Source organism: Hydrogenophaga sp. BPS33 (genome assembly GCF_009859475.1).
GTDB lineage: Bacteria > Pseudomonadota > Gammaproteobacteria > Burkholderiales > Burkholderiaceae_C > Hydrogenophaga.
The window spans coordinates 6,071,362-6,092,891 of record NZ_CP044549.1 but is presented as its reverse complement, the minus strand read 5'-3'; the positions used below and the strand labels follow the sequence as shown (position 1 = coordinate 6,092,891).

Sequence of the window (21,530 nt, the reverse complement as noted above, 5' to 3'; positions counted from 1 at the left end):
GGTCAGCGTAACCAGCCGCGCTTGCGGAAGTACAGCATCGGCAAGACCGCCGACAGCACCATCAGGACGAGCGCCATCGGGTAGCCGAAGTGCCATTTCAACTCGGGCATGAAGTCGAAGTTCATGCCATAGCTGCTCGCCACCAGCGTGGGTGGCAGCAAGGACACGCTGGCCACCGAGAAGATCTTGATGATCTTGTTCTGGTTGATGTTGATGAAACCGACGGTCGCATCCATCAGGAAGTTGATCTTGTCGAACAGGAACGCGGTGTGGCTGTCGAGCGAGTCCAGGTCGCGCAGAATCTGGCGTGCGTCCTCGAACTGCTCCGCGCTCAGCAGACGGCTGCGCATCATGAAGCTCACGGCGCGGCGCGTGTCCATCACGTTGCGGCGGATACGCCCCGACATGTCCTCGTGGCGCGCGATCGACGACAAGGCCTCGCTCAGCAGATTGTCCGACGCGTTGCTGTTGAGCACCTGTTTGCTCACGGTCTCGATGTCGTCGTAGATGTCTTCGAGCGTGTCGGCGCAGTACTCGGCATCGGCGTCGAACAGCATCAGCAGGACGTCCTTGGCATCCTCGATCAAACCCGGCATACGGCGCGCGCGCATGCGCAGCAGGCGAAATACCGGCACGTCTTCGTCGTGGATGGAGAACAGCACACCCTGGCTCTTGAGCGTTTCGTTGTGCTCGTTCAGGATGAAGGCCACGCGCACCGCGCGCGGGTCTTCGTCGTCGTCGATCAAGAAGTCGCTGCGCACATGCAGCTCGCCGTTGTCTTCCTCAAAGAAGCGGGCGGATTCCTCGATGTCTTCGTCCATCGCATCTTCGGGGATCGACAGCCCGAAATGCTGTTTGACCCAACGGCGTTCTTCAGGTGTGGGGTCTTCCAGGTCGACCCAGATCGGCTTGAACCGCGCCAGTTCTTCGAGCGACTCGATCTCTTCCTGGAAGAGGCGGCCATTGGCCAAGGTGAATACGTTGAGCATGCGGTGCTCCCTGCGGTTTCATGCGGTCTTGCAAAGGGTCGAGGCCGGCGCTGCGGGCCTCGGAGGCGGTTGAGGTGCTGCTTTCAGCCTACCGCTTGCCCTGTCCAGGCCGCTGCAGGCAGCGCTCAGACGGTCGCGGGGGAGGCTGAAAGCACACAACTGGGAGGTGTGCTTTCCATGCGTCTTTCCAGGGGAGTGAAACTGGCTGGGATTATGGCACCGGGCCGCCGGAGGCAAGGGCTTCGGCGGCGCCAAAAAAGCGCATCAACTCATCCTTTCGCCGCCAGGCGTCATGCTCCCCCAACTCGATCAAGGCATGGACGAAGCCCGGCTCGAACAACAGGTAGCTCGCGAGCGCGGCCGCGCTGCCAGCCGCACCACGCCGGGTGTCCAGCGCGCCGAGACCGGTCAAAGTATTGCGTGTGGAGGCGGGCAGCTCCTTGATGTGTTTGCTGGCCAGCTCGTCGAGCGAAAAGCTGGGCTGAAGGGCCAGTACGTCCACCGGCCGGTACGGCAGCGCGGCCGCCAGGGCAGGTGGCAGGCGTGCCAGCGTCTGGCTGACGCGCTGTGCCTGTTCCACGTCGGCCTGCAGCGTGTCGTGGAAGACACTGGCCATGGCGTGGCCAGCGATGGTGCCTGCTGTAGGGTCGCCTGCACCGTGCGCGGCCATGCCCGCGCGCTGGGGCTGGGCCACGCCGACCACCAAGATGCGGCGTGCGCCGAAATGGATGGCCGGGGACAGTGGCGAGAGTTGCCGCATCGAGCCGTCGCCGAAGTATTCCTTGCGCCCATCCACCCAGAGCGGCACTGCGGGGAACAGGAAGGGAATCGCGCTCGACGCCATCAGGTGTTCGATCGTGATCGGCTGAAAGTCCGATCGGCGCCCCGGCCTGTGCCAAGGTTGTATGGGGTGCTCGGGCCTCGTCTGGCAGAAGGTCCAGTGCTCGCCGCTGGTGTAGCTCGAGGCGGTCACGCCCAGAGCGTGGATCAGGCGCTGCTCCAGCGCGCGCTCCAGACCGTGCAGGTCGATCGCGTGGTGCAGCGTGTCCACCAGAGGCAGCGTGTCGAGCAGGGCGCGGTGCTTGCGTACCTGGCGCGCCAAGGTCAGGCCCGCAACCACCCGGTTGGCGCGGACCCATCCGGGCGCTTCGAGCCGGTACACGCGTTCGGAGCGAAGGCTGCTCCAGAACGCCGCCAACGCGCCCAACGCGGACAGGCCCTGTGCAGCAATGCTGCCCAGGTAGGCTGCGTTGAGTGCGCCTGCCGATGTGCCGAACAGCCACTGGAAGGGAAAGGGTTGCACTGCACTGGCGGCCACGGCCGCTTTCGATGCCAGCATCGTGCCGATCGCCTTGAGAACGCCCACCTGGTATGCAGTGCGAGCGCCGCCGCCCATGAGAACGAGGGCGCAGGCATCGGCGCCGTACTCGGGCATATCGGGCGCCAGGGTGTTGTGGGAGATCAGCGTGTCGAGGGACAAATCGAAGGCCTTTCAATGCGCGTGCCTGGCGTGGCCTGACGCGGGAAGCTGCACAAAATCATGACACATCCCCCGAGCAGTATCCGACGGGCGGCGCCGCCACTCTGCCGATCCTTGAATTCACCCTTTGTTGCGTGCTGCAGGCTTGCGCCAGGTCGCTTTCATCGGCATAGTGGTCTTAAGACATCCCCGTGCCGCCGGAGGTCTGGCCTTTGGGCGGTTTGTGTCAACCCGGAGCAAATGGAGGCTTCTTTATGAACCTGACGATCAGCGGTCACCACCTTGAGGTCACACCCGCCTTGCGCGGCTACGTCACCACCAAACTGGAACGCATCTCCCGGCACTTCGACCAGGTGGTCGACATCAAGGTGCTGTTGACGGTGGACAACCTGAAGGAAAAGGACCTGCGACAAAAGGCCGAATGCAATGTCCACGTCAAGGGGCGCGATCTGTTTGCCGAGAGCGCGCATGCCGACCTATACGCCGCAGTAGACGAACTGGCCGACAAGCTGGACCGCCAGGTGCTGCGCTACAAGGACAAGACGAAGGCGCATTACAGCGAGCCGGCAAAACGGTTGATGTGAACTTGCCTCGTTACTACCCCTACGGGGTTTGGGTAACGTGACATATGTTGCGCTGCAGCAAGCCGCTTGAAAAGTCAAGCGGCTTTTTTGTGCCTACGGTCTAGGCAGCGATTGTCATCTGGGCATAATTTGCGGTTCGAAGAGGCCCCCATGAACCGACTTTCCGCCATATTGCCCGCCGCGCAAGTGCTCGTCAGTGTTGATGCGACCAGCAAAAAGCGCGCATTCGAAGAAGCGGGCCTGCTCTTCGAGACCCTGCACGGACTCAACCGCGCCCTCATTACCGACAGCCTCTTTGCCCGCGAGCGCCTGGGCTCCACCGGTCTGGGCCATGGCGTGGCGATTCCGCATGGCCGCATCAAGGGCCTCAAGCAACCGCTGGCCGCCGTGTTCCAGCTGGCAAGCCCGATCGGTTTCGACGCGCCCGACGAGCAGCCCGTGCAACTCATGATCTTCCTGTTGGTCCCCGAGGCGGCCACGCAGAAGCATCTGGAAATACTCTCCGAGATCGCCGAATTGCTCAGCGACAGCGGCTTGCGCGAGCAGATGAAGACCTCCAGCGATGCGGCGAGGCTGCACCAGCTCATCACGTCCTGGCATTCGGCCCACGCGGCCGCATGAAACCCACCGTCGTCAGCGCAGACGTCCTGTTCGAGGACCATCGGGATGCGTTGAAGTGGCAGTGGATTGCCGGCCTTGGCGCATCCGAGCGCCGGTTTGATGAAGTTGCCGTTCGCGCCGCGCGTTCCGGCGCCGATCTCGTTGGTTACCTGAACTACATCCATCCCTATCGCGTACAGGTCTTCGGCGAGCGCGAGGTCGCTTATCTCACGAGTCCGAGTGAAGACGACAACCGCCGTCGCGTTGCGCGCATCGTCACGCTGGAGCCGCCGGTGCTGGTGGTGGCCGATGGCCAGACCGCGCCCGATGCGCTCATGGCGATGTGCGAGCGCGCGCAGATTCCGATGTTTGCCACGCACGAGTCGGCCGCGTTCGTCATCGACGTGCTGCGCGCCTACCTCTCGCGCCATTTCGCCGATCGCTCGTCCATGCACGGCGTGTTTATGGACATCCTGGGCATGGGAGTGCTGATCACCGGGGAGTCGGGCCTGGGCAAGAGCGAGCTTGGTCTGGAACTGATTTCGCGCGGCCACGGCTTGGTGGCAGACGACGCGGTGGATCTCTACCGCACCAACCAGACCAGTATCGAAGGGCGCTGTCCCGAACTGCTGCAAAACCTGCTCGAAGTGCGTGGCATCGGCCTGCTCGACATCAAGGCCATCTTTGGTGAGACGGCGGTGCGGCGCAAAATGCGGCTCTCACTCATTGTGCACTTGGTGCGCCGCGAAACCATGGAGCGCGACTATGAGCGCATGCCGTACGAGCCACTCTACCAAGACGTGCTGGGCGTTCCGGTGCGCAAGGCGGTGATCCAGGTGGTGGCGGGGCGCAACATTGCCGTGTTGGTGGAAGCCGCCGTGCGGAACACGATCCTGCAATTGCGGGGTATCGATACCTACCAGGAGTTCGTTTCGCGCCACCGCGCGGCCATGTCGGGTGACGAGTAGAGGGGAGACACCCCCGCGCCGCCTTCGGCGTCACCCCCTCAAGGGGGCAGTGCCTGCGGCCTGGCGAAGCCAGTTCCGCGGCACTTCTTGACCTCTTGAAAAGAGCGACTGTGCGCGTAAATTACGTCGCGCGGTGCACATTGCCCTTGTGCGGGCAATCGGTCTTGGTGCAATTCGCGTAGAGCGACAGCGCATGTTCCTGCAATTGGAAGCCGCGCGTTTTGGCCACGATCTGCTGGCGTTTTTCGATCTCGGGATCGAAGAACTCTTCCACCCGGCCACAGTCGAGACACACCAGGTGGTCGTGATGCTGGCCTTCATTCAATTCGAAGACCGACTTGCCGGACTCGAAGTTACTGCGCGTGAGCAGACCCGCCTGCTCGAACTGCATCAGCACGCGGTACACCGTGGCCAGGCCGATGTCGGAACGGTCCTCCAGCAGCACGCGGAAGACATCTTCGGCCGTCATGTGCCGTTGCTTGGCGTTCTGGAACACCTCGAGAATTTTCAGCCGGGGTAGCGTGGCCTTGAGGCCGGTGCTTTTGAGTTCTTCGATGTTGGTGGTCATGGCGGCCAGTCATCACAAGGGGGTTAAACAGGTGCCAAAAGGTGTCTCGGGTATCGCCGAGTCTCCGGGGCAGGACGCCCGCTGGCGCAAAGGCCCGGGGCTACAATGCCCGGATCATATCGCCAGCGACTGCTGGCCACGGCATTGCCCCCAGGAGCCTATGCGGGGCGATTCGCATTCACGGTACATCTGCATGCGCCATATTTCTTTCGCACGAATCCTCTCTTCTACGCCTGCCATGCGGCCATCGGCCCTCGCGCTGTGCACACTGGCCGCTGTCGTGGCGCTGTCCGCGTGTTCCACCCGCGGCATCGCCGGTCTGGTGACGCCTTACAAGATCGACATCGTGCAGGGCAACGTCGTCACGCGCGAGCAGGCGCAGGTGCTCAAGCCCGGCATGACGCGCAGCGCCGTGCGCGATGTGCTGGGCTCGCCTTTGCTCACCAGTGTGTTCCATGGCAACCGCTGGGACTATGTGTTCACCTTCAAGCGCCAGGGCCAGGAGCCGCAGCAGCGCAAGGTGGCCTTGTTCTTCAAGGACGATGTGCTGGAGCGTTTCGAGGCGGATGACCTGCCCAGCGAAACCGAGTTCGTCGCTTCGCTCGACACGCGCCGCAAGTTCGGCAAGGTGCCGCCACTGCAGGCAACCGAGGAGCAGCTCAAGACCTTCCAGGAAAAGAATGCCGGCGCGCCCAGCGCGCCAACGCCGCCCACGGTGGAGCCGGGCACGACCTACCCGCCGCTGGAGCGCTCGCGTTGAGCGCCGCGGCCAACGAAGCGCTGCGCGTGTGCGTGGCGGGTGCCAGCGGCCGCATGGGTCAGATGCTGGTGGAGGCCGTGCGAGCCAGTGGTGATTGCACGCTGTCGGGCGCACTGGACGTCGTGGGCAGCCGGGCGATTGGCCAGGATGCGGCGGGTTTTGCGGGCCAGGCTAGCGGGGTGTTGATCACCGACGATCTCGCGGCCGGCCTGTCTGGCAGTCGGTTCCTCATCGATTTCACGCGCCCCGAAGGCACGATGGCGCATTTGCGCGAGTGCGCGAAGCACGGCGTGGCGGTGGTCATTGGCACGACTGGGTTTTCAGAAGCGCAGAAGGCCGAGATCGCGCAGATGGCCCAGCAGATCCCGATCATGATGGCGCCCAACATGAGCGTGGGCGTGAACGTCACGCTCAAGCTGCTGGAGATGGCGGCCAAGGCGCTGTCCACCGGTTACGACATCGAGGTCATCGAGGCGCACCACCGCCACAAGGTGGATGCGCCCAGTGGCACTGCGCTCAAAATGGGCGAAGTGATCGCCGAGGCGCTCGGCCGTGATCTCAAGGATTGCGCGGTCTACGCCCGCGAAGGCGTGACCGGCGAGCGCGATCCCTCATCGATCGGATTCGCCACCATCCGCGGTGGCGACATCGTGGGCGATCACACGGTGCTGTTCGCCGGTACCGGCGAACGCATCGAGATCACGCACAAGTCGAGCAGCCGCGTCACCTACGCGCAGGGCAGCCTGCGCGCGGTGCGGTTCCTGGCGGGCAAGTCCGCGGGGTTGTACGACATGTTCGACGTCCTCGGCTTGAGGTGATGAAACACCCCCCGCGCCGCTGCGCGGCTCCCCCCTCTCTCGCCTTCGGTGGGAGGGGGGCGACACCTGGGGCCGGCGGAGCCGGACCCTCGGTGTCTCTGGATGGGGGCACTTCGCGCCGGCGCCGTTGTTGCGCTCAAAAGAACTGCGGCCATGGGTGAAGGCGTCGGTCAAGGTCTTTTCTACACGCTGTCCCAGGCCGATGCGCTCGGCCGTGTGGTGGCCATCCTGTTGTTGGCCATGTCGGTGGCCAGCTGGGTGGTGATTCTCTGGAAGGGCTGGTTGCTGCGGCGCGCGCGGCGCGATCTGCAGCTCAGCACGGCCGCCTTCTGGCAGGCCAGCGACCTGGACGATGCCCAGAGCCGCTTGCACACCTTCGACGCACAGCAGATCGTGCTGCCCCTGCTGCAGGCCGCACGGGGTCTGGAGGCTGCCGCTCCGCACACCCTGGCCGCTGCCGGGGACCGCGCGCAGCAGCTCACCCGGGTCTTGCGCGATGCCTTGCACCAGGTGCTGCACCGCTTGCAATTTGGCCAGGTGCTGTTGGCCACTGTGGGGTCGACCGCGCCCTTTGTGGGCCTGCTGGGCACGGTCTGGGGCATCTACCACGCGCTCACCGGCATCGGGCTGGACGGCCCGTTTCGCATCGAGCAGGTCTCGGGTCCGGTGGGCGAAGCGCTGGTGATGACCGCCGCTGGCCTGGCGGTGGCGATTCCCGCCGTGCTCGCCTACAACGTGCTCGGCCGCCAGATTGCCCGTATCGAGGCCGATCTGGAGGGCTTTGCGCGGGATCTGCGCGAACTGTTGGCGCACGGGGGGTGTGCATGAGGCGGTGGAGCGTGGGGGTATGAGCTTCGGCCGGCTGGAACGCCCTGCGGGCGATCGGCCCATGAGCGACATCAACGTTACGCCCCTGGTGGATGTGATGCTGGTGCTGCTGGTGATCTTCATCATCGCCGCGCCTTTCATGGCCAACCGGCTGGCGTTGGAGCTGCCCCGCGCCGAGGTGCCGGCGAGCACGCCGTCCACGGCCGAGTCTTTTGTGTCTGTCGCGCTGGACGCCCAAGGCCGCTTGTTTTGGAACGACGAGCCGATGGACGAGGACGCCTTGCGTCAGCGCCTGCAGGAGGCCGCGCGACGCAACCCCGCCACCGAGCTGCAATTGCGCGCCGACACCACCGTGTCCTATGGCCGCGTGGTGCAGCTGATCGGTCTGGCGCAGACCGCCGGGCTCTCGCGCATCGGCTTCGTGGCCGACGCGCCGCCGACCGCGCCGCGCTGAATGTCGCAGCCCCGGGCTGCGGCTCGGAGCAAGGCCTAAAATCCCGCATCCCTTTGCGCCCGGCGCGCAGCCTTCCTCCACCCCGTTCCCGGCCCGAATCGGCCTCTGGTTCATGCTTCAAGACAAATACGCCCACACGGAAGTCGAGCGCGCCGCGCACGCCCACTGGAATGCCAACGACGCCTACCGCGTGACCGAGGACGCGAGCAAGCCCAAGTTCTACGCCTGCTCGATGCTGCCCTACCCCAGTGGCAAGCTGCACATGGGCCATGTGCGCAACTACACCATCAACGACATGCTCACGCGCTACCTGCGCATGAACGGCCACAACGTGCTCATGCCCATGGGCTGGGACGCCTTCGGCCTGCCGGCGGAAAACGCGGCGCTCAAAAACGGTGTGCCGCCCGCGAAGTGGACCTACGAAAACATCGCCTACATGAAGCAGCAGATGCAGGCCATGGGCCTGGCCATCGACTGGTCGCGCGAAGTGGCCACCTGCGACCCGAGCTACTACCGGTGGAACCAGTGGCTGTTCCTCAAGATGCTGGAGAAGGGCATCGCCTACCGCAAGACCCAGGTCGTCAACTGGGACCCGGTGGACCAGACGGTGCTGGCCAACGAACAGGTGATCGACGGCAAAGGCTGGCGCACCGGTGCGGTGGTGGAAAAGCGCGAGATCCCGGGCTACTACCTCAACATCACCGCCTACGCCGAAGAGCTGCTCGACCACGTGCAGATCGGCAATCCCAAGGCCACGCTCAACGGCTGGCCCGACAAGGTGCGGCTGATGCAGGAGAACTGGATCGGCAAGAGCGAGGGCGTGCGCTTCGCCTTTCCACACACGATCAAGGACGACACCGGCGCGCTGATCGGCGACGGCAAGATGTACGTGTTCACCACGCGGGCCGACACCCTCATGGGCGTGACCTTCTGCGCGGTGGCGCCCGAGCACCCGCTGGCCACGCACGCCGCCGCGAAGAACCAGGCGTTGGCCGCGTTCATCGAAGAATGCAAAACCGGCGGCACGACCGAAGCCGAACTCGCCACGCAGGAGAAGAAGGGCATGCCCACCGGCCTGACCGTGACGCACCCTCTCACAGGTGATGCGGTGGACGTGTGGGTGGGCAACTACGTGCTCATGGGCTACGGGGACGGCGCGGTCATGGGCGTGCCAGCGCACGACGAGCGCGACTTTGCCTTCGCGAACAAGTACGGTTTGAAGATCGTGCCCGTCATCGGCGTCGAAGGCGAAACCTTCAGCACCGAGGTGTGGGCCGACTGGTACGCCGACAAGCAGCGCGGCGTGTGCGTGAACTCCGGCGTGCTCGATGGCCTGGCTTTCAAGGCCGCGGTCGACAAAGTCGCGCAACTGGTGGCTGAGAAGGGCCTGGGCGAGAAGAAGACCACCTTCCGCCTGCGCGACTGGGGCGTGAGCCGCCAGCGCTACTGGGGCACGCCGATCCCGATCATCCATTGCGCCGAGCACGGCGCGGTGCCGGTGCCCGAGAAAGACCTGCCGGTGGTGCTGCCGCAAGACTGCATTCCCGACGGCTCGGGCAACCCGCTGCACAAGCACGAAGGCTTCCACGCCGGCGTGGTGTGCCCGGTGTGCGGCCAACCCGCGCGGCGCGAAACCGACACCATGGACACCTTCGTGGATTCGTCCTGGTACTTCATGCGCTACTGCGACCCGACCAACACCGAGAAGATGGTGGCCGAGGGCACCGACTACTGGATGCGGGACCAGAAGCTGGCCGTGGGCGGCAGCGGCATGGACCAGTACATCGGCGGCATCGAGCACGCCATCCTGCACCTGCTCTACGCGCGCTTCTGGACCAAGGTCATGCGCGACCTCGGCCTGGTGAAGGTGGACGAACCCTTCACCCACCTGCTCACGCAGGGCATGGTGCTCAACCACATCTACAGCCGCCGCACCGCCAAGGGCGGCAAGGACTATTTCTGGCCGCACGATGTGGAGCACGTGCTCGACGAAGGCGGCAAGATCGTCGGTGCGAAGCTGAAAAACCCGGCCACCAGTGGCGATGGCATGCTGCCCGTGGGCACGGTCATCGACTACGAGGGCGTGGGCACCATGTCCAAGTCCAAGAACAACGGTGTGGATCCGCAGGACCTGATCGAGAAATACGGTGCCGACACGGCGCGTCTCTACACCATGTTCACCGCGCCGCCAGAGGCCACGCTGGAGTGGAACGACGCGGCGGTGGAGGGCAGCTACCGCTTTCTGCGCCGTGTCTGGGCGTTCGGCCTCAAGCTCGCGCCGCTGGGTGCGCTGGGTGAACGCGCGGCCGGTGTGTCGGGCCAAGCCCTGTCGAAGGCGGCCAAGGCGCTGCGCCTGGAAATCCACACCGTGCTCAAGCAGGTGGACTACGACTACCAGCGCATGCAATACAACACCGTGGTCTCGGGTGCGATGAAGATGCTCAACGCGCTGGAAGACTTCAAGTCCGATGGCAGTGCTGCGGACAACGCCGCGCTGGCCGAGAGCTTCGGCATCCTGCTGCGTTGCATCTATCCGGCCACGCCGCACGCGGCGCACGCGCTCTGGAGCGGGTTGGGCTACGCGGGCGAACTGCTCGACGCGCCCTGGCCCAAGGCCGATGAAGCCGCGCTGAAGCGCGACGAGCTCGAACTCGTGCTGCAGATCAACGGCAAGCACCGCGGCAGCGTCACCGTGGCGGCCAACGCCGACAAGGCGACCATCGAAGCGGCGGCGCTGGCCAGCGAGGCCTTCGCCAAGCAGGCCGCGGGCGCCGCGCCGAAAAAGGTGGTGGTCGTGCCCGGCCGCCTGGTCAACATCGTCGTCTGATCGAGGGCCCAAGGCATGACATCTCCCAGCGTTTCCACGATGCGCCGGCGCACGCTTCAGACCCTGGTGGCCGGCGCGGCGGTGTGGGGTGCGTCGGGCTGCGGCTTTGCGCTGCGCAAGGCGCCTACCTTCGCCTTCCAGACCGTGCGCATCGCCGGTAGCGAGAACACGCCGGTGGCGCGTGAGTTGCGCACGGCCTTGATCACCAATGGCCTCACCGTGATCACCAGCGCCACGCCCGCCAGCACGCCTGCGCAGGTGGTGCTCACCGTGACCACCGACCAGCGCGAACGCATCGCGGTGGGCCAGACGGCCGCGGGGCAGGTGCGCGAGTTGCAACTGCGCACGCGCTTCACCTTCCGGTTGCGCGCGGCGAACGAGAAAGAACTGATCGAAGATACCGAGCTGCTGCTGGAGCGCGACATGAGCTTCAGTGAAACGGCGGTGCTCTCCAAGGCCGCCGAGGAAGAGCTGCTGTACCGCGACATGGCGTCGGACGCCGTGCAGCAGGTGGTGCGCCGCATGGCCGCCGTGAAGTCGCTCTGAGGCCCGTGCCATGCAGATTGCTGCCCCGCAACTCACGGCCCAGCTGCAGCGCGGCTTGAAGAGCCTTTACACCTTGCATGGAGACGAACCATTGCTGGTGCAGGAGGCGGCCGATGCGATCCGCGCGGTGGCGCGCGAGCAGGGCTACACCGAGCGCACGGTGCACACCGTGGCAGGCGCCCATTTCGACTGGGGCGAGGTACTGGCCAGCGGCGGCTCGATGAGCCTGTTCGCCGACAAGCAACTGATCGAAATCCGCATCCCGTCCGGCAAGCCGGGCAAGGACGGTTCGCAAGCATTGCAGCAGATCGCCGAAGCGGCGCAGGGCAACGACAGCACGCTCACACTCGTGCTGTTGCCGCGTCTGGACATGGCCACGCAGAAGGGCGCGTGGTTCGCGGCGCTGGAGAGTTTTGGTGCCACCGTCAAACTCGATCCGGTGGACCGCAAGACGCTGCCACAGTGGATTGCGCAGCGCCTGCAGCAGCAAGGGCAGCGCGTGGTGGCTGGCGAAGAAGGGCAACGCACGCTGCAGTTCTTTGCCGATCGGGTGGAAGGCAACCTGCTGGCCGCGCACCAGGAAATCCAGAAGCTCGCGCTCCTGCACCCGGCGGGCGAGTTGGGTTTCGAGCAGGTGGAGTCGGCGGTGTTGAACGTGGCGCGCTACGACGCCTTCAAGCTGGCCGAGGCCGTGCTGGGCGGTCAGGTGCAGCGGGTGCAGCGCATGCTCGATGGCCTGCAGGCCGAGGGCGAAGCGCCGGTGCTGGTGCACTGGGCCTTGTCGGAAGACATCCGCACCTTGCACCGCATCCGTTTGGCGATGGATGCAGGTCGTCCTCTGCCCATGGCGTTGCGCGAGAACCGCGTGTGGGGTTTGAAGGAAAAGCTCATGGAGCGTGCGCTGCCCTTGTTGAGCATTGCCACCTTGTCGAAGTGGTTGGACGATGCACACACGGTGGACGGCATCGTCAAGGGGCTCAAGGTGCCGACCTGGCCGGCCGATCCCTGGCAGGCTTTGCAGCAGATGGCGATGAAGGTTTCTTTGGCCTGTTCGGTTCGCTGACATTTCTCATTGTTTCGTTCCAGCTTGGTGGGAAGGCCGGACGGTCCGGGACGCCGTGCGCAGGCCCATTTCGCGGTTGCCACAGGGGGCGAACGACGCAACGGGGTTGACGAAGCAATTCAGGCGGACCCGGGCAGACGCCCGCGACGGGGGCCGGAGAACGCGGGTACCGCCATCGTCCTGACGCGAGGTCGATGCACGAAACGCAGCGAGAGAGAAGAAACTCAAACAGCGGAAGAGCGAGACCGCAAGGCAGCCTCGCGGAAATCGCTCGGCGACTGCCCCGTGTGCTCCCGAAACACCCGGCTGAAATGCGCCCCGTTGTTGAAGCCCCAGGAAAATGCGATCTCGGTGATGGTGCGGTCCGCGCGCGCCGGCTGCGCCAATTCCCGCATGCAGGCCTGGATGCGCTGGCGCAGGATGTAGTGCGCAGGCGTGTCCTCCTCCGCGCTGAACGCGTTGTGCAGATGCCGCTTGCTGCAGTTGAGCGCCTGAGCGATGTGGTCCAGCGTGAGCGAAGGGTCGCGCAGATGCTGGCCGATATGCTCGCGGATGCGGTCTCGAAAAGCCTCCAGCTGCGTGGCACTGCTCTCGCGCCCCGCCAGCTCCTGCAACGACAGGCGCACCAGCTCCACGATCAACTCGCCGGCACCGCGCGCGGCGTTTTCGCTCATGCCCGGCAGCTCCTGGTACGTGGTGCGCATGGTCTCCAGCGCCACCCGCGCGATCCCATTCACGCCACCCACATGGCGCGCCATCAGCGGCTCCAGCCGCAGCCCGCGTTCGGTGAGTTGCTCCTTGGGCAACATCACGATCAGATGCTCCACCCGCTCCGGGTTCGCGATCTCGTAACTGCCCGTCGTGTCGTAGATGGCCCAACCCCCAGGCCGCACCTAGGCCTCGCGGTTGTGCTGCTGCACGCCCGCGCTGCCGCGCCAGGGCGCGACGATCTTCAGGTACGCCCGCTCGCTGCCACGCGCCAACTGCGGGCTGCGCAGCACGCGGTGCCGGTTCGCCTCCAGCTTCGTCAGCACCACGTCGCCCGCGTTCGAAGCCTGCATGTGGCCATCAAAACCCGTGTCGCCGTACAGGTCGGACTCCAGGCCACCGAAATGCGTCCACACCCACTCGCGCCAGATCGCCGCGCGCTCGGCGGGTGCAGCGATGTCGGTGCTCATGATGGAAGAAGAGGCCATGCGATCGAGGTTTTCGGTGGCGGCAACACGTGAAAAGAAATTATGGGCGGGCAGGCACGCTTGCACCGTGCTTGAAATCGAGGGTTAACCCGGATCGTTGTGCGCGTTTGGACAAGCCGCAAGTGCACGGTCAGCATAGCGTTGGCGCTCGCTTGTGCCTACGATGAAAACCCGGTTCACACCACTCCAGGAGACAACGCCATGGCCGCCCATCCCAATCGACGTCTGCTCATCCAACGCGCTGCCGCCACGGTGGGCGCGATGTCCTTCGCGCCTCAGCTGCTCGCGCAGTCCACGCCGGTGCGCATCGGCTATTCGATGTCGCGCACCGGCCCCTGGACCGGCGGCGCGCAGGTCAGCCAGGAGCCCAACTACCTGCTGTGGGCCGAGCAGCAGAACGCTGCCGGCGGCCTCGATGTGAAGGGCGTTCGCCGCAAGATCGAACTCATCAGCAGCGACGACCGCAGCGATATGGAAACCGTGGTGCGCACCTACGAAAAACTCATGGGCAGCGACAAGGTCGACCTGGTGCTGCCCCCGTGGGGCAGCAACGCCAACTTCGCCGTCGCGCCGCTGGCCAACCGCCTGGGCTACCCCTTCCTCGCGCCGACCGCGCTCTCGCGCCGCCTGGCCGAAATGAAGCTGCCCTACTTCTTCCTCCTGCTGCAACAACCCAAGCCCATGTGCGATGCGCTGGTGGAGATGTTCAAGGCCAACGGGGTGAAGACCGTGGCCGTGGTCTATGTGGACGACCTCTTCGGGCTGGAAAACTACTCGGCGCTCAAGGTCGCGCTGCAGGGCACGGGCATCAGCCTCGTGCAGGACACCAGCTACCCCGGTGGCGTGAAAGACCTGTCGCCCACGCTGCGCAGCATCAAGGACAAGAACCCCGACGCCTTCGTCGGCTTCACCTACCCACCCGACACCATCCTCGCCAGCCGCCAGGCCAAGGAAATCGGTTTCAACCCCAAGTTCTTCTACGCGTCCGTGGGCACCGCCTTCCCGCTCTACAAGAACGTGATGACGCCCGCAGGCGCCGAGGGCGTGCTCGGCATGGGCTCGTGGAACAGCAAGACCAGCCCGGGCGCAAAAGCGTATTTCGATGCGCACGTGGCGAGCCAGAAGAAAGAGCCCGACCGCTGGGCCAGCGGCGCATGCTGGGCGGGGTTGGAAATCCTCACCAACGCCTGCAAGCAGGTGGGGCTGGACCGCAAGGCGATCCGCGACTACGTGGCCAACACCACGCACAAGACCATCATCGGCGACATCAAGTTCAACGGCAGCGAGAACGTGGGCACGCCCGGCACCGTGGGCCAGTGGCAGAACGGTGAGTTCGAAGTGGTGTGGCCGCAGAAGCTGGCCACCGCCAAGCTGAACCCCAACAAGCCTGTGTGGAAGTGACGCTTGTCGTTCTCCGCCTGGCTTGAACTCATCGCCTCCGGTCTCATCACCGGAGGCATCTACGCGCTCGTTGCGCTCGGGCTGAACCTGCAGTACGGGCTGATGCGCATCCTCAACATCGCGCACGGCGAGTTCCTAATGGTCGGCGCCTTCCTCACCTGGATGGTGCAGACCTCGTTCGGACTGTCTCCGCTTTGGATGATCCCGGTGTCCTTCGGCCTGCTCTTCGCCGTCGGCATCGCGGTGCACTGGCTGTGCTTTCGCCGCCTCACCGCCACCTCGCCCAACCTCGACGTGTTCGAGGCGCGCGGCCTCATGGTCGCCTTTGGCCTGATGTTCCTGGTGCAGAACGTCATCTCCTACGTCTGGGGTGGCGACCTGCGCGGTTACGACTACCTCACCCAACCGCTGGCGATCCCGTTGCCCGGTGGCCACGCGCAGTTCGCGGTCAACAAACTGGTGGTGTTCACGCTCTCGCTGCTGTTCGCCGGTGCGCTCATCGTGTTGCTGCGCACCACCCTGCTCGGCAAAGGGGTGCGCGCGCTCATGCAGTCGCCCACCGGCGCGCAACTCGTGGGTATCAACACCCGGCGCCTGCACCCGCTCATGTTCGGCATCGGCCTGGGTCTCTCGGGCGTGGCCGGTTGCCTGCTCTCCATGGCTTACACCATCAGCCCCTCCATGGGTGAACCCTACACCGTCACCGCACTTATCGTCATCACGCTCGGCGGTTTCGGCAGCATGGGCGGCGCGCTCGCGGGCGGCCTGCTGCTGGGCGTGATCGAAGCGCTGGGCATGCACTTCACCAACCCTTCGCTCAAGGCGCTGCTGAGCTACGTGGTGTTCATCGGCGTTTTGCTGCTGCGGCCCGAAGGCTTGTTCGCGCGCAAATCCAGAAAAGCATGACTTCCAGACAGATCCTCATCCGCGACCTGCTGGTCCTCTTCGGCCTGGCCGGCTGGGGCGTGGCCCTGCCCGGTATCGCTAGCGACTTCGTCGTCTCGATGGCGCTTACCTGCCTGATGTACGTCGCACTCTCGTCGAGTTGGGCGCTGTTCTGCGGCACCACGCGCTACCTGTCGCTGGCCACCTCGGCCTTCTTCGGCATCGGGGCCTACGCTGGCGCAATCCTGCTGGAGCAGGTGCCGTGGTCGCAAGCGATCGCGCTGGGTGCGCTCATCGCCGCGGCCGTGGCGGTGCTCATGGGCGCGGCGGTGCTGCACCTGCGCGGCACCTACTTCGCAGTGCTCACCTTCGGCATGACCGAGCTCATCCGCCACGCCATCAGCTACTTTGAGAAAAGCGTCACCGGCACCGTGGGCCGCGTGCTCATGGTCGTGCCCGAGCGCGACACGATCTACTTCACCGTGTTGCTGCTCGCATTGCTCACGGTGGCGCTGTCCATCGCCATCCGCCGCACGCGTTTTGGCCTGGCCATGCAGGGCATCGGCGCGGACGAGCAGCGCGCGCAGACACTGGGCGTGAACACCCGCACCGTCAAGATCGCCGGCTTCGCACTCACCGCGGCAGTCGCGGGTGCGGTCGGCGCGGCGATGTCGGTGCGCTGGACCTACATCGACCCGCACACCGTGTTCAACCCGTTCATTGGTTTCCAGACCGTGTTGATCGCGCTCATCGGCGGTGCCGCCACGCTCTGGGGGCCGCTGATCGCTGCCATCGTCTTCAGCGTGCTGGCCGAAACTTTGCGGCTGCAAGTGCCGCAGATCTACATGATGGCGCTGGGCCTGCTGCTGATCGTCTCCGTTCTGTACCTGCCGGGTGGATTGGCCTCGGTGCGCCTGGAGACCTTCCGGGGCTGGCGCGACAGCTTCAAGGCGTGGTGGACGGACATCCGTGACGACCTGAGCGGTGAAACCCGGCGCCGCAAGCAACGCGAAAAAGAACAACGGGAGCGCCGCCATGTCTACTGACGCCTTGCTCGACGCCCGCGACGTCACCGTGCGCTTCGGGGGCTTGACCGCCGTCGATGCGGTGAGCGCGCGCTTCATGCCCGGTGAGCTCGTCGGCATCATCGGCCCCAATGGCGCGGGCAAAACCACCTTCTTCAACGCCATCTCCGGCGTGACCCGGCCCACCAGCGGCACGCTCCAGGTGCAGGGTCGCGAACTCGGCGGCAAGGGCCCGCACCGCTTCGCCGCGCATGGCCTGGCGCGCACCTTTCAAACCCCGCGCGTCTTCGGCGACATGCGCGTGCGCGACAACATCGCCTTCGGCCTGAAGTTCGCCGGTCGCCGCCGTCGCAAGTACATCCTGTGGGGCGAAGAGGCGTCGGTGCCGTGGGTGCTGCGCACGCCCGAGAGCATCCTGGGCCTCATCGGCCTGTCTTCCCAGGCGGATCTGCCGGCCGCTGCCATCACGCCCTCGCAGCAACGCCTGCTCGAAATCGGCATGGCCCTGGCCACACGCCCGCGCATGCTGCTGCTCGACGAAGTGGCCGCCGGCCTGACCGAAAACGAGGTGGAGGACATGGCCCGGCTGATCCGCCGTCTGCGCGACGAACTCGACCTCACCGTGGTCTGGATCGAACACGCCGTCACCACGCTGCTGCGCCACGTGGAGCGCGTGATCGTGCTGCACCAGGGCCGCAAGATCGCCGACGGCACGCCGCGCGACGTGGTGCGCAACGCAGAGGTGATCGAGGCCTACCTGGGGGATGAAATGACGTCAGAAGAGGAGGTCGCCGCATGATGTGGTACCGCCCTCAAGCCTTCGAACTGGGTGGCGGCGCGAAGGCGTGCCTGAAGATCGATGGCCTGTCCGCCGGCTATGGCGCCTTCCTCGTGTTGCGCGACCTGAAACTCGACATCCCGCCCGGCCTTACCGTCGTGCTCGGCCCCAACGGCGCTGGCAAGACCACGCTGCTCAAGGCCCTCAATGGCCTCATTCCACGCCGCGGCACCGTGCTGCTCGATGGTCAGGAACTGGCCGAGAAAACGCACGAGATCGTGCAGGCCGGCATCACGCTGGTGCCCGAAGGACGGCAACTGTTCCCGCAGATGAGCGTTACCGAGAACCTGGAACTCGGCGGCTGGCTCGTGCCCAAGGCCGAACGCGCTCGGCGGCTCGAACAAGCCTTTGTCGACTTTCCCAAACTCAAGGAGCGCGCCAGCCAACTCGCCGGCACCATGAGCGGTGGTGAACAGCAGATGGTGGCCGTGGCGCGCGCGATGATGTGCGCGCCGCGCCTGTTGATGCTCGACGAACCCTCGCTCGGTCTTGCGCCGCGCATGGTCGACGAGTTGCTCTCCATCGTGCGCCGCATCGCCGATGCCGGCACCACCGTGCTCATGGTGGAGCAGAACGTGAAGAAAGCACTTGCCGTGGCCGACCGGGGCTATGTGCTCGAGCGCGGCACGCTGGTCGCCAGCGGGCCTGCCAAGTTGCTCGCGCGCTCCACTGTCATCCGCGAGGCCTACCTCGGCGCCGACAAAGACCCTGCCACCGGCACCACCGGCGCGGCCGATGCGGTGCAACGGCGCAGGGCGGCGGCGACCACTTAGGCCCCGTTCGGGCTGAGCCTGTCGAAGCCTGTCCCGATTGGGTTGGGCAGACCCTTCGACAAGCTCAGGGTGAACGGGGATTTGAATGAAACAACCTCAAGGAGAAAGCCCCATGTCCGACCTGTCCATGCTCATCAACGGCCTCAAAGTCACGGCCGAAAAAGGCGCGACCTTCGAGCGCCGCAACCCGCTCGATGGCAGCGTTGCCACGCGCGCGCCTGCTGCTTCGCCCGCTGACGCGGTGATGGCGGTCGAAGCCGCCGCCGAGGCCTTCAAGACCTGGAGCGAGACCGGGCCCAACGAACGCCGCGCGTTGTTGCTGAAAGCCGCCGACGCGCTGGAAGCCAAATTGCCGAAGTTCGTCGAAGCCGTGGCCGCCGAGACCGGCGCCACCGGCATGTGGGCCGGTTTCAACACCATGTTGGCCGCCAGCATGATCCGCGAGGCCGCCGCGCTCACCACGCAGATCGCGGGCGAGGTGATCCCCTCCGACGTGCCCGGTTCGCTCGCCATGGGCGTGCGCCAGCCGGCCGGTGTGGTGCTCGGCATCGCGCCGTGGAACGCACCCATCATCCTCGGCGTGCGCGCCATCTGCGTGCCGTTGGCCTGCGGCAACACGGTGATCTTCAAGGGCAGCGAGAACTGCCCGCGCACGCACCAGCTCATCGTCGAAGCGTTCCAGGACGCGGGCTTCCCGCCCGGCGTGGTGAACTACCTCACCAACGCCCCGGCCGATGCGGGCGCGGTGGTCGAAGCCATGGTGGCGCACCCGGCGGTGCGCCGCGTGAACTTCACCGGCTCCACCAAGGTCGGCAAAATCATCGCCATGACCTGCGCCAAGTACCTCAAGCCCGTGGTGTTGGAGCTCGGCGGCAAGGCGCCCATGGTGATCCTGGACGACGCGAACATCGACGATGCGGTCAACGGTGCGGCCTTCGGCGCATTCGCCAACAGCGGGCAGATCTGCATGAGCACCGAACGCATCATCGTCGACCAGAAAATTGCCGATGCGTTCGTGAAGCAGTTCGGCGACAAGGCCAAGGCCCTGCCGCTGGGCGACCCGCGCAAGCCCGAACCCGTGGTGCTGGGCTCGGTCATCGGCATGGGCACGGTGGAGCATTGCAACGCGCTGATCGACGACGCCCTCGCCAAAGGCGCCAAGCTCGTCTGCGGGGGCAAGGCCGACAGCACGCTCATGCCCGCCACCGTGCTCGACCACGTCACGCCGGCCATGCGCATCTACCACGAAGAAACCTTCGGCCCGGTGAAATGCGTGGTGCGCGTCAAGGGTGTGGAAGAAGCGATCGCCTGCGCCAACGACAACGAATACGGTCTGTCCTCCTCGGTGTTCGGTGGCGACGTGGCCCGCGCCTTCAACGTCGCGCGCAAGATCGATTCGGGCATCTGCCACGTCAACGGGCCCACCGTGCACGACGAAGCGCAAATGCCCTTTGGTGGCGTGAAGGGTTCGGGCATGGGGCGCTTTGGCGGCAAGGCCGGCATCCACGAGTTCACCGAGTTGCGCTGGATCACGCTGCAGACGACGCCGCGGCATTACCCGTTTTGATGTTTGGGATTTGCGCCGTCTCCACCTTCCGGGGAAGCTGCTCCTGAGCACGAAGCACGGTGGCAAGACGGGGGCGCACCGGCCATGTGGACTGTTGGGCAATGCCATGCCCTGTGGAACGATAGCGCCCCGTTTAACCCGTTTCGGTTCCAGCATGAATGCCCACCCCAAACCCACCGCTCCCGCCACCGAATGGCCCATTCCGGACGACATCGTGTGCGACTTGCCGGACGATCTGGCGCTCTACGTCCAGGAGCACGGGGCCTTGCCCGAAGATGTGCCCGGATTCTTCGCGTGAGGGCGACACAAGAATGAACACCCAGGCCATCCCACACGACATCGTTTGCGATTTTCCGGAAGAGCTGGCGGCCTATTTCAAAGAACACGATGAGTTGCCCGCCGATGTCATTTACGAACCCGGTTTCGCCTGCTCCTGGCGGGATGAGCGCTTCTTCATCCACACCCGTGCCACCCTTCCCTTGACCGACCTGGGCAAGGGCGTTGGATTCGGTTTGTGGGTAGAGGTCAACCAATACGATTTTTACCGCTACTTCGAAGCCACCGATGACAACGATCTGTACCGGGGCTTCCGCGTCGAGGGTGTGCTGGCCAACCATTGGCCAGGGTTTGAAGGCGCCTGTGGATTGTCGGTGGTCGTGAGAGCGGTCAACGTGGAGCACAAGCTGCACATCCGGGAAGTGCTGGGGCAATTCGAGGACATGGATCCGGCGCTGTTCATGTCCCTGCACATGCAGCTTGAGAGCGTGGGCGAGTTGCGCAAATACCTCAATTCGGCCCTGGGCTGCGATTTGAAGGCGCCCGGCGCGTAAAGCCTTGCCGCGCGTTGTCGCCGACAACGCCATGGACGGACGGATTTCGGTAGACTGATTTCACCATGCGCCGCCACATCCTTCCCCTCTTGCTGCTTCTTGCCACCACCGCCCGCGCCGATGAAATCGGCTCCGTCGACACGGTCTTCAAGTTCATCGGCCCGGACCACAAGATCGTCGTCGAGGCCTATGACGACCCGGGCGTGGGTGGTGTCACCTGCTACATGTCGCGCGCCAAGACCGGCGGCATCAAGGGCGCCTTCGGCCTGGCCGAGGACAAGTCCGAAGCCTCCATCGCCTGCCGCCAAGTCGGCCCGATCAGCATCCCCAAGCCGATCCGGGCGCAGGAAGAAATCTTCAGCGAGCGCACCAGCCTGATCTTCAAGCGCATCCGCATCGTGCGCATGGTCGACGCCAAGCGCAACTCGCTCGTGTACCTCACCTACTCCGACCGCGTGATCGAAGGTTCGCCCCAGAACTCCGTGGCCGTGGTGTCGGTGGACCGCGCCACCACCATCCCGCTGCGCTGA

22 protein-coding genes and 1 pseudogene are annotated in these 21,530 nt (G+C 65.2%); 19 read left to right on the top strand and 4 right to left on the bottom strand.

Annotated features, from left to right (window positions below):
• Positions 1 to 2: 2 nt before the first annotated feature.
• Together corA and F9K07_RS28285 are read right to left on the bottom strand one after the other, a co-directional pair.
• A complete protein-coding gene (corA, locus tag F9K07_RS28290; protein WP_159596557.1) occupies positions 3 to 989 on the bottom strand; it encodes a magnesium/cobalt transporter CorA in 987 nt (328 codons plus the stop codon).
• 211 nt (positions 990 to 1,200) lie between these two features.
• A complete protein-coding gene (locus tag F9K07_RS28285; RefSeq protein ID WP_236581736.1) occupies positions 1,201 to 2,469 on the bottom strand; it encodes a patatin-like phospholipase family protein in 1,269 nt (422 codons plus the stop codon).
• Between the two features lie 254 nt (positions 2,470 to 2,723).
• Here F9K07_RS28285 and hpf point away from each other — a divergent pair, with 254 nt between their 5' ends.
• The 3 genes from hpf to hprK all read left to right on the top strand — a co-directional run bounded on the left by hpf (position 2,724) and on the right by hprK (position 4,621).
• Positions 2,724 to 3,053: a ribosome hibernation-promoting factor, HPF/YfiA family gene (hpf, locus tag F9K07_RS28280; RefSeq protein ID WP_159596556.1), complete on the top strand. Its 330-nt coding sequence runs from the start codon at positions 2,724 to 2,726 to the stop codon at positions 3,051 to 3,053.
• 150 nt (positions 3,054 to 3,203) lie between these two features.
• Positions 3,204 to 3,674, top strand: a complete 471-nt coding sequence (locus F9K07_RS28275; RefSeq protein WP_159596555.1) for a PTS sugar transporter subunit IIA — start codon at positions 3,204 to 3,206, stop codon at positions 3,672 to 3,674.
• On the top strand, positions 3,671 to 4,621 hold the full coding sequence (hprK, locus tag F9K07_RS28270; protein WP_159596554.1) for an HPr(Ser) kinase/phosphatase: 951 nt from the start codon (positions 3,671 to 3,673) through the stop codon (positions 4,619 to 4,621). The genes F9K07_RS28275 and hprK overlap by 4 nt, the downstream gene beginning before the upstream one ends.
• 121 nt (positions 4,622 to 4,742) lie before the next feature.
• Here the strand turns inward: hprK and fur are convergent, their stop codons facing one another.
• Positions 4,743 to 5,189, bottom strand: a complete 447-nt coding sequence (gene fur, locus F9K07_RS28265; RefSeq protein ID WP_159596553.1) for a ferric iron uptake transcriptional regulator — start codon at positions 5,187 to 5,189, stop codon at positions 4,743 to 4,745.
• 238 nt (positions 5,190 to 5,427) lie between these two features.
• Between fur and F9K07_RS28260 the strand changes: the two genes are divergently transcribed.
• The 7 genes from F9K07_RS28260 to holA all read left to right on the top strand — a co-directional run bounded on the left by F9K07_RS28260 (position 5,428) and on the right by holA (position 12,485).
• On the top strand, positions 5,428 to 5,949 hold the full coding sequence (locus F9K07_RS28260) for an outer membrane protein assembly factor BamE (protein WP_201451491.1): 522 nt from the start codon (positions 5,428 to 5,430) through the stop codon (positions 5,947 to 5,949).
• Positions 5,946 to 6,767 (top strand): 4-hydroxy-tetrahydrodipicolinate reductase, encoded by an 822-nt coding sequence (dapB, locus tag F9K07_RS28255; RefSeq protein ID WP_268894735.1) that lies wholly within the window; start codon positions 5,946 to 5,948, stop codon positions 6,765 to 6,767. Before F9K07_RS28260 ends, dapB begins: the two co-directional genes overlap by 4 nt.
• A gap of 153 nt (positions 6,768 to 6,920) precedes the next feature.
• Complete coding sequence (locus F9K07_RS28250; RefSeq protein WP_159596551.1) at positions 6,921 to 7,595, top strand: MotA/TolQ/ExbB proton channel family protein; 675 nt, start codon at positions 6,921 to 6,923, stop codon at positions 7,593 to 7,595.
• Between the two features lie 19 nt (positions 7,596 to 7,614).
• Entirely contained in the window at positions 7,615 to 8,049 is a 435-nt protein-coding gene (locus F9K07_RS28245; RefSeq protein WP_159596550.1) for an ExbD/TolR family protein, read from the top strand.
• A gap of 112 nt (positions 8,050 to 8,161) precedes the next feature.
• Positions 8,162 to 10,876: a leucine--tRNA ligase gene (gene leuS / locus F9K07_RS28240; RefSeq protein WP_159596549.1), complete on the top strand. Its 2,715-nt coding sequence runs from the start codon at positions 8,162 to 8,164 to the stop codon at positions 10,874 to 10,876.
• Between the two features lie 15 nt (positions 10,877 to 10,891).
• The gene (locus tag F9K07_RS28235) at positions 10,892 to 11,422 is read left to right on the top strand and encodes an LPS-assembly lipoprotein LptE (RefSeq protein WP_236581735.1); all 531 of its coding nucleotides are present in this window, start codon (positions 10,892 to 10,894) and stop codon (positions 11,420 to 11,422) included.
• Between the two features lie 10 nt (positions 11,423 to 11,432).
• Positions 11,433 to 12,485, top strand: coding sequence for a DNA polymerase III subunit delta (gene holA / locus F9K07_RS28230; RefSeq protein WP_159596548.1), 1,053 nt, complete (start codon positions 11,433 to 11,435; stop codon positions 12,483 to 12,485).
• 224 nt (positions 12,486 to 12,709) lie between these two features.
• Here holA and F9K07_RS28225 read toward each other — a convergent pair.
• Positions 12,710 to 13,681: pseudogene (locus F9K07_RS28225) on the bottom strand (helix-turn-helix domain-containing protein).
• Positions 13,682 to 13,882: 201 nt separating this feature from the next.
• On the opposite strand from F9K07_RS28225, the gene F9K07_RS28220 reads away from it, so the two are divergent.
• From F9K07_RS28220 to F9K07_RS28180, 9 genes are all read left to right on the top strand, one after another.
• Positions 13,883 to 15,082, top strand: a complete 1,200-nt coding sequence (locus F9K07_RS28220) for an amino acid ABC transporter substrate-binding protein (protein WP_159596547.1) — start codon at positions 13,883 to 13,885, stop codon at positions 15,080 to 15,082.
• A gap of 3 nt (positions 15,083 to 15,085) precedes the next feature.
• The gene (locus F9K07_RS28215) at positions 15,086 to 15,988 is read left to right on the top strand and encodes a branched-chain amino acid ABC transporter permease (protein ID WP_159596546.1); all 903 of its coding nucleotides are present in this window, start codon (positions 15,086 to 15,088) and stop codon (positions 15,986 to 15,988) included.
• A complete protein-coding gene (locus tag F9K07_RS28210) occupies positions 15,985 to 17,013 on the top strand; it encodes a branched-chain amino acid ABC transporter permease (protein WP_159596545.1) in 1,029 nt (342 codons plus the stop codon). Before F9K07_RS28215 ends, F9K07_RS28210 begins: the two co-directional genes overlap by 4 nt.
• A complete protein-coding gene (locus F9K07_RS28205; protein ID WP_159596544.1) occupies positions 17,003 to 17,791 on the top strand; it encodes an ABC transporter ATP-binding protein in 789 nt (262 codons plus the stop codon). The genes F9K07_RS28210 and F9K07_RS28205 overlap by 11 nt, the downstream gene beginning before the upstream one ends.
• Complete coding sequence (locus tag F9K07_RS28200; RefSeq protein WP_159596543.1) at positions 17,788 to 18,603, top strand: ABC transporter ATP-binding protein; 816 nt, start codon at positions 17,788 to 17,790, stop codon at positions 18,601 to 18,603. Before F9K07_RS28205 ends, F9K07_RS28200 begins: the two co-directional genes overlap by 4 nt.
• Positions 18,604 to 18,715: 112 nt before the next feature.
• Positions 18,716 to 20,170, top strand: coding sequence for an aldehyde dehydrogenase (locus tag F9K07_RS28195; protein WP_159596542.1), 1,455 nt, complete (start codon positions 18,716 to 18,718; stop codon positions 20,168 to 20,170).
• A gap of 154 nt (positions 20,171 to 20,324) precedes the next feature.
• A complete protein-coding gene (locus tag F9K07_RS28190) occupies positions 20,325 to 20,468 on the top strand; it encodes a hypothetical protein (protein WP_159596541.1) in 144 nt (47 codons plus the stop codon).
• Positions 20,469 to 20,481: 13 nt separating this feature from the next.
• Positions 20,482 to 21,000, top strand: a complete 519-nt coding sequence (locus F9K07_RS28185; protein ID WP_159596540.1) for a DUF2199 domain-containing protein — start codon at positions 20,482 to 20,484, stop codon at positions 20,998 to 21,000.
• Positions 21,001 to 21,065: 65 nt separating this feature from the next.
• Positions 21,066 to 21,530: a CreA family protein gene (locus F9K07_RS28180; RefSeq protein ID WP_159596539.1), complete on the top strand. Its 465-nt coding sequence runs from the start codon at positions 21,066 to 21,068 to the stop codon at positions 21,528 to 21,530.